Annotated in this window: 4 protein-coding genes and 1 pseudogene; 4 read left to right on the top strand and 1 reads right to left on the bottom strand. The window is 76.2% G+C overall.

All coding sequences use genetic code 11. The annotated features are described in order from the left end of the window. From RKE29_RS25430 to RKE29_RS25415, 4 genes are all read left to right on the top strand, one after another. On the top strand, positions 1–3,295 hold a 3,295-nt coding region (locus RKE29_RS25430), incomplete at its 5' end, for an FtsK/SpoIIIE domain-containing protein (RefSeq protein WP_312007974.1). A gap of 233 nt (positions 3,296–3,528) precedes the next feature. Next, entirely contained in the window at positions 3,529–4,893 is a 1,365-nt protein-coding gene (locus RKE29_RS25425; protein ID WP_312007972.1) for an extracellular solute-binding protein, read from the top strand. Positions 4,894–4,920: 27 nt separating this feature from the next. Next, complete coding sequence (locus tag RKE29_RS25420) at positions 4,921–6,336, top strand: sugar ABC transporter permease (RefSeq protein WP_312007971.1); 1,416 nt, start codon at positions 4,921–4,923, stop codon at positions 6,334–6,336. Continuing rightward, positions 6,333–7,217 carry a carbohydrate ABC transporter permease gene (locus RKE29_RS25415; RefSeq protein ID WP_312007970.1) on the top strand — a complete coding sequence of 295 codons (885 nt, stop codon included), beginning with the start codon at positions 6,333–6,335 and terminating at the stop codon, positions 7,215–7,217. Before RKE29_RS25420 ends, RKE29_RS25415 begins: the two co-directional genes overlap by 4 nt. Positions 7,218–7,399: 182 nt before the next feature. Here the strand turns inward: RKE29_RS25415 and RKE29_RS25410 are convergent. Next, positions 7,400–8,182: pseudogene (locus RKE29_RS25410) on the bottom strand (glycosyltransferase family 2 protein); the annotation flags it as partial.

Genomic DNA, 8,182 nt, shown 5'->3' with positions numbered 1-8,182 from the left:
GCCGACGCCGGGTGCGGGCGGCGGCCCCGGTGCGGACGGGCCCCTCGGCGGGCCGGACGGCGTGGGCTCCGGCGGCGTGGTGGGCCGCCTCCGGCGGCGCGCGCGAGAGACACCGCTGCGCGGCACGCAACCGCCCGCGGACCTGCCTCGGGCCGGGCTCCGGCGCGTCCCCGGGCAGCCGGAGGGCCAAGAGGCCGCCGCGGGTCCGTACCCGCTCCCCCGGCCGTACGGGGACGGCGGCGGCCCGTACGACGGCCGCCACGAGGGGGGCCGCACCGCCGGAGGTGGTGACGACGGCGCGAGGCCGGATGCCGGACGGGGTACCGCGCTGGGCGGTGACGGCCCGGCACAGGGGGACGGCTTCCCGCGCGGAGGAGAGAGTGGCGCCCTGAACAGCGGCGGCCTCACGCGCGCGGACAGCGGCCCGTACGGAGCCGACGGACACCCGCACGGCGGCGCCGGCACCGTGGAGGGCGGGCGGCCGTGGGGCGGCAGGCCGAGCGACACGGACGGCGGCGGACCCGCGCGCGGTGACGGCCACCGGTCCGCCGGCGGCGGCGAGCGCGGGCAGTCCTGGGACGGCGGCGGGCCGTACGGCGAGGGTCCCCCGCGCGGCAGCGGTGGCGGGTCCGGAGACGACCCCGGGCCTTGGGGTGCCCACGGCGCCGGGGATGCCCGGGGCATCGCGGCGGCCCGGGACAGCGGCCTCGCCCCCGGATCGGGCGGCGCGCCCGGGGACAGCGGGCTCACACACGGAGGCGGCTTCCTGTTCGGTGCCCACAGCGCCGTACGCGAGCCCGCCGCACCCGAACCGGCCGCGGCGCCGCGGCGGCGCGGCATAGGAGCCTGGGCGCGGCGGCTGGCCGGAGGCAGGGCAGCGGCGGACGACTGGCCGGGCGCGCCCGGCGGCGTGGAGCGGACGGCGGCCGAGGCCGCCGCGCTGCACGAGCGGTGGCCCGACCCCGCGACCGTGCTGATGGCCGCGCTGGGCCCCGGACCGCGCCTGTGGGAGCGGGGCGCCGGGCACCCGGACGCGCTGGCGGTGCGGCTGGGCTCGGTGGACCGGACCGCGCCGGACGGCGGGCCGCTGCCCGCGGTGCCCGTCACCGTCGGCCTGCGCGGCGCCGGCTCGCTCGGCCTGGCCGGGCCGCGCGGGCGGCTGGCCGGGCTCGCCCGGTCCGTCGTCGCCCAGCTGGCGGCGCTGCACTCCCCCACCGACCTGGAGATCGTGCTGATCAGCACGGACCGGGCGCGGAGCGCCGGGGAGCGGCTCGCGGAGTGGTCCTGGCTCGGCTGGCTGCCGCACGCCCGCCCGGCGCGCGGACAGGACTGCCGGATGCTGCTCGCCTACGACCGCGACCAGGCCGCGGCCCGCGCGGCCGAGCTGGTGCGCCGCCTCGACGAGAGCGAGCTGGGGCCCGACTGGGTGACGGCGCCGCCCGCCGCCGTGGCCGACGCGGCCGCGCGGTACGCGGGCCCGTACACGGTCGTGGTCCTGGACGGCGACCCGGGTTCGGCGGCGCTGCGGGGCACGGTGTCCGGACTCGCGGCCCGCGGCGCCGCGGCGGGCATCCACCTGGTGTGCCTGGCCGAGGCGCCCGCCGCGTCGCCCGCCTCCCCGCTGTCGGCCAGTTTCGAGGCCGCGTGCGCGGCCTCGGCGGCGTTCGCCGAGTGCGGGGCGGTCGCCCTGCTGAGCGGGGACGTGGCGACGGGGTTGCAGGTCGTGCGCAGGGACCGGGGTGCGCCCGGCGTGCCGCCGGCCGCACCCGGCGTGGTGGCGGCGGTGGACGGGGTGTCGCCCGCGTGGGCGGAGCGGTTCGCGCGGGCCCTGGCCCCGCTGCTCCCGGTCGGCGCGGCGGACGGCTCCGGCCCGGTGCGCCCGGCCGGCCTCGCGCTGCCGGAGTCGGCCCGCCTGCTGGAGGAGCTGGGCCTGGCGCGGGCCACGCCCGCGTCCCTGCTGACCCGCTGGGCGGCGACCGCGGACGACGTCCCGGCCGGCGGCCGGGCGCTCGCGGTGCTGGGCGCGGGCCCGCGCGGGCCGCTCGCGGTGGACCTCGCGGCGGACGGGCCGCACCTGGTGGTCGACGGCGCGCCGGGCACCGGCAAGACAGAGCTGCTGCGCGCGGCCGCCGCGTCGCTGTGCGCCGCCGACCGGCCGGACCGGCTGGCCCTGGTCCTGGTCGACGGCGGCGGGGCGGAGCGCGGCAACGGGCTGGCGGCGTGTACGGACCTGCCGCACGTGTCGACGTACCTGGCGGCGTCCGACCCGGCGCGGATGCGGGAGTTCGCGCAGGCGCTCAGCGCGGAGCTCAAGCGCCGCGCCGAGCTGCTGGGCGACGAGGACGTCACCGAATGGCACGCGCGGCACCTCGGCGCCCGGGACGGCGCGCAGGCACTCGCCCGGGTCGTCGCCCCCCGGTGGCCGGCCGACGCCGGCCCCGCCCCGGACACCGTGGGAGCGGACACCATGGGAGCGGGCACCATGGGAGCGGGCACCACGGGAGTAGGCGTCCCGGGAGCGGGCCTCGCGGGCCCGGACGCCCCGGACGGTGGCGCGCCCGGTGCGGGTGCGGCGTCCGGCCCCGGCCCGCGCGGCGACCTGGCGGCGGCTGCCGGGGGCACCCTGCGGCTGCGGACCCTGCGCGGCGGCCCGGCCGGTCCCGACCCCGCCGGACAGGCGGCGGAGCAGCCCGGCGGCCGGCGCGAGGCAGCCCGGAAGGCGGCGCCGGACGCGGCGGCGCACGCTCCGCTGCCCCGGCTCGTGGTCCTGGTGGACGACTTCGACGCGCTGGTCGCCCCGGCCCTCGGCAGCCCGGGACGGCCCGCGGCGGGCTCGGTGGTGCGCGCGCTGGAGGCCGTCGCCCGCGACGGCGCCCGGCTCGGCGTGCACCTGGTAGCGGCGTCCGGCCGCCCGGAGCGCACCGAGGACACGGCCGCCGCCGAGCGGGCCGGGCTGCGGATCACCCTGGACCCGCGCCTCGCGCCGCCCGGCGCCGCCGCGCCTCCCGCCGCGGCGTCCGGGCCGGAGGCCGGGCCGGGCCGGGGGCGGCTGCTGCGCGTGGCGGACGGGACGGCGACCCCGTTCCAGGCGGGCCGGGTCACCGGGCGGATACCCCGCACGGCGACCCAGCGGCCCACGGTCGTACCGCTGGACTGGGAGCGCATGGGCGACCCGCCGACCCGCCGCCCGGTGCGCGAGCTGGGCAACGGGCCGACGGACCTGGCCCTGCTCGCCAGCGCCCTGCAACGCGCGGCCCAGTCGGCGGGCGCGCTCCCGGCGCCGCCCCTGCTCTGACCGCCTCCTCACACCTCCCGAAACCCCTACCCCAAAAGGAGCGAGTCACCGGATAACCAACCACATCACCCGATTGACCCGCCCATTCGCCCCCATCCATTACGGCCCGGTCACAATCGATGCCTCCGCCCGTTACCCGGTATTGCTAGCGGTCGCGGCCGGGGCGTACGACTGTGCGACGTACGGGGACGCGGTCGGCACGGGGACGGCCGCCATGGGAGGAGACGACCGGGATGCGTGGATCACCGCGTACGGCTCGCAGGACACGGACGGCGCTCGCGCTGGCCGCCGTCGGCGCGCTCGCGCTCACCACCGCGGGCTGCGGCGGTGACGACGACGGCGGAGCGCAAGGCGGCGGGCCGAGCGCGCCCACCGCCGTCTCACTGCCCCGGCTGGACGGCCAGAAAGTCCAGGTCACAGCCGTGTGGACGGGCTCTGAGCAGGAGAAGTTCACCAAGGTGCTGGACGAGTTCGAGCGGCGCACCGGCGCCACGGTGTCCTTCGTGCCCAGCGGCGACGACATCTCCGGCTTCGTCGGCTCCAAGATCGCCGGAGGCAACCCGCCGGACATCGCCATGCTCCAGCAGGTCGGCGTGCTGCAGGAGTTCGCGGACAAGGGCTGGCTCAAACCGGCGGACGACGCCGTCCGCAAGGAGCTCGGCGAGAACTACTCCCCGGGCTGGCAGGGCCTGGGCGCCTACCGGGGCACCCAGTACGGCGTCTATTTCAAGGTCAGCAACAAGTCCCTGGTCTGGTACAACACGGACGCCTTCGACTACGCGGGCGCGAAGGAGCCGAAGACCTGGCGGGAGTTCCTCGACCAGGCGTCGCTGATCTCCGACTCCGGGGTCACCCCGGTCTCCGTGGGCGGCGCCGACGGCTGGACGCTCACCGACTGGTTCGAGAACGTCTACCTCTCCCAGGCGGGCCCGGAGAAGTACGACCAGCTCGCCCAGCACAAGATCAAGTGGACCGACCCGTCCGTCACGCAGGCGCTCACCACGCTCGCCGAGCTGTGGGGCGGCCGGGGCATGGTCGCGGGCGGCGGCTCGGGCGCCCTCCAGACCGAGTTCCCCGAATCCGTCACGCAGACGTTCGCCAAGGGCGACCGGCTGAAGGCGGCGATGGTCTTCGAGGGCGACTTCGCGGCCACCAACATCACCGACGCCCGGGCGGAGCTGGGCAAGGAGGCCAACGTGTTCTCCTTCCCCGCGGTGGGCGACACGGCCCCGGTGGTCACCGGCGGGGACGTGGCCGTGGCCCTGCGGAACACCCGGGCGTCGCAGGCCCTGCTGACCTTCCTCGCCTCGCCCGACGCGGCCCGCATCTGGGCCCAGCAGGGTGGTTTCGTCTCGGCCAACAAGTCCCTCGACATCTCCGCCTACCCCGACCCGGTGTTCCGCGAGATCGCCAGGACGCTGGTCACCGCGGGCGACAACTTCCGCTTCGACATGTCCGACCAGGCGCCCGCCGCCTTCGGCGGCAAGCCGGGGCAGGGCGAGTGGAAGGCGCTCCAGGACTTCCTGAAGAACCCGAGGAACATCCGGGGGACCCAGCGCGCGCTGGAGCGGGACGCCGCCGCGGCGTACAAGAACTGACACGACGGCGACAGGAAGGGCGACACCATGTCGACCGCGGCAGCGGGCGGCGCGGCCCCCACGGGTTCCGTGCCGAGCAGCACGAAGGACACGCCGAAGCCCCCGTCGGGCGATGGCACCGGGCGGCCCGGGAGCGGGCGCGGCGGTGGAGCGGGCAGACAGCCGGGCGGCGGCAGGCCGTGGGTGGTGGTCTGCTTCCTGCTGCCCGCCCTGGTGCTGCTCGGCGCGCTCGTCGTCTACCCGATCGGCTACTCCATCCACCGCAGCCTGTACGACGCGGGCGGCGGCGGGTTCGTCGGCCTGGACAACTACCGGGAGATGTTCTCCGACGACGCGATCCGCACGGCGGTGAAGAACAACCTCATCTGGATCGCCACCGCTCCGGCCGTCGCCACCGCCCTCGGCCTGATCTTCGCCGTGCTCACCGAGCGCGTGCGCTGGGGTACCGCCTTCAAGCTGGTCGTCTTCATGCCGATGGCCATCTCGATGCTCGCGGCGGGGATCATCTTCCGGCTGGTGTACGAGCAGGACCCGGACCGGGGCGTGGCGAACGCCATGTGGACGAGCGTGCACGACACCTTCTCCGCACCGCCGCCCTTCCCCGGCGCCCACCCGCGCCCGGACGGCGGTTTCACGCTGGACCGCGACGACTCGTACGCCGCGCAGTCCGTGGCCGCGACCGGCCGCACGGTGCCGGTGCCGCTGGTCGGCGTGAAGCGCGGCGACGCGAACGGCGCCGGGCCGGCCAAGGCGGCCACGCCCGAGCCCGGGAAGGTCACCGGCACCGTGTGGCTGGACTTCACCCGGGGCGGCGGCGGGCAGCGCAATGTGCTGGACCCCGGTGAACGGGCGCTCGCCGACGTCCGCATCGAGGCGGTGAAGGACGGCCGCGTCGTCGCGTCGGCGACGTCCCGGTCGGACGGCACGTACACCCTGCCGCAGGCCGCCGCGGGCGCCCACCTGCGGCTGCCCGCGTCCAACTTCGCCGAGCCCTACCGGGGCGTGGACTGGCTCGGCCCGTCCGTGGTCACTCCGGCGATCATCGGCTCGTACGTGTGGATGTGGGCGGGCTTCGCCATGGTGCTCATCGCGGCGGGCCTGGCGGGCCTGCCCCGCGAACTGCTGGAGGCCGCGCGGGTGGACGGCGCGAACGAGTGGCAGGTCTTCCGCCGCATCACGGTGCCGATGCTGGCCCCGGTCCTGGGGGTGGTGATGATCACCCTCATGATCAACGTGCTGAAGATCTTCGACCTCGTCTACATCATCGCGCCGGGGTCCAGTCAGGACGACGCCAACGTGCTCGCCCTCCAGCTGTACAAGTCGTCCTTCGGCACGGACGTCAACCAGGGCCTCGGCAGCGCGATCGCCGTCTTCCTGCTGGTGCTCGTGCTGCCCGTGATGGTCCTCAACATCTACCGGATACGCAGGGAGCGGCGCCGATGACGAACGCGGATCTCACGGTCGTACGCGGAAGACAGTCGCTCGCCGCGCGCATCGCCGCGCGGACCGGCGGCGGCGTGCTGCGGGTCTTCCTCATCCTGGTCGGCCTGCTGTGGCTGATGCCGACCGTCGGGCTGCTGCTGTCCTCCCTGCGCGACCCGTCGGACGTGGACGTGTCGGGCTGGTGGAAGGTCTTCGGCGATCCCGGCCAGCTCACCTTCGGCAGTTACAGCGACCTGCTGGGCAACGAGCGGATCACCGACTCGCTGTGGACGACGGCTCTGATCACCGTGCCCGCCACCGTGCTGGTGGTGCTGATCGGCGCGCTGGCGGGCTACGCCTTCGCCTGGATGGACTTCCCGGGCCGTGACTGGCTGTTCCTCGTCGTGGTGGGCCTCCTCGTGGTGCCGGTTCAGGTGGCGCTGATTCCGGTGGCGAAACTCTTCGGCGAGATCGGGCTGTTCGAGACGACAACGGGGGTCGTGCTCTTCCACACCGCTTTCGGCCTGCCGTTCGCCGTCTTCCTGCTGCGCAACTTCTTCGCCGAGATCCCGCGCGAACTGCTGGAGGCCGCGCGTCTGGACGGGGCGGGCGAGCTGCGCCTGTTCCTGCGGGTGGTCCTGCCGCTGGGTGGTCCGGCCATCGCCTCCTTGGGGATCTTCCAGTTCCTGTGGGTGTGGAACGACATGCTCATCGCGCTGATCTTCGCGGACAGCGGGAACCCGCCGATCACGGTGGCACTGCAGCAGCAGGCGCGGCAGTTCAGCAACAACATCGACATCCTGGGCCCGGGTGCCTTCGTGTCGATGGTGGTTCCGCTGGCGGTCTTCTTCGCCTTCCAGCGGCAGTTCGTGTCGGGGGTGATGGCGGGCGCGGTGAAGTAAGCCGCGCGCTACCGACCCACTGCGGTGTGTGGAGGCCGCGAATGGTGACGGTCTGTCACCATTCGGCGGATGCGGGGTGCCGGGCGGGAAGCGGGGAATTTCCCGCTCGGCGCCTGTCTCACCTGCTCCCAGCGGCCTGTTCCCAGGGGCTGGTATGTCTCTCACTGTACCGGCGGCGCCGTTCACTTGGGGGTGAACATCGAGGCGCGAAGTTGACGCTGAGTGACCTGGAGCCGCCGCAGCAGCAGCGCCCACAGGCCCGCCGCCGCCTCCGGCACCCCCAGCGGCCCCGCCGACGTCACCGCCAGCGTCAGCTCGGGGTGGTCCAGCGGCGCGGCGCGGTACCGCCACCCGCGCCGCGACCAGCGGGTGGCGGGCAGGCCGGCCGGGCGCGGCACGGGCGTCGCGCGGCGCCTGCCGTCGGCCGGCCCGGCCAGCACGAGCGTCGGCGTCCACCGGCCGGGGCCGAGGTCCCGCAGGCACAGCCACGCCGTGAACTCCCCGGTCGCGCCGCCCGGTTCGTACCGTACGGGCACCTCGTGCCGCGTCGCGCCGTCGGCGTCCCGGACGCGCAGCCGCAGCGCGCCCTCCGGCACCGGGAAGCCGGTGTGCAGCCGGCCCGCGACGACCAGCGTGTCCGGCCGTTCCGGGTGCCAGGCGGTCCGCAGGAACTCGCAGGGCGCGTCGAGGCGGTGCGGCACCCGGTCGACGTACAGCCGCAGCGGGCCGTGCGGGCCGGTCAGGTGCGGCGTGACGCGCAGGTGGCCGTCCGGCCCGGTCCGCACCACCCGGCGCAGCCCGCCGCCGTGCGCGGCCCGGTCGACGGCGGCGTCCCGGGCCTGCCCGAGGGGCGCGGTCCGGCACCCGCCCCGGGCCCGTACGGCGAGCAGGACGTCCCACGTGCCCGGCCCCAGCGGCCCGCCGCGGTCCGCGGCCGCCACGTCCACGTCGGCCGCGAAGCGGGC

It is taken from the genome of Streptomyces sp. B1866, from assembly GCF_031932565.1.
In the GTDB taxonomy this organism is placed as follows: Bacteria; Actinomycetota; Actinomycetes; order Streptomycetales; family Streptomycetaceae; genus Streptomyces.
The sequence above is the reverse complement of the archived record's forward strand: the minus strand, read 5'-3'. Positions and strand labels throughout refer to the sequence as shown.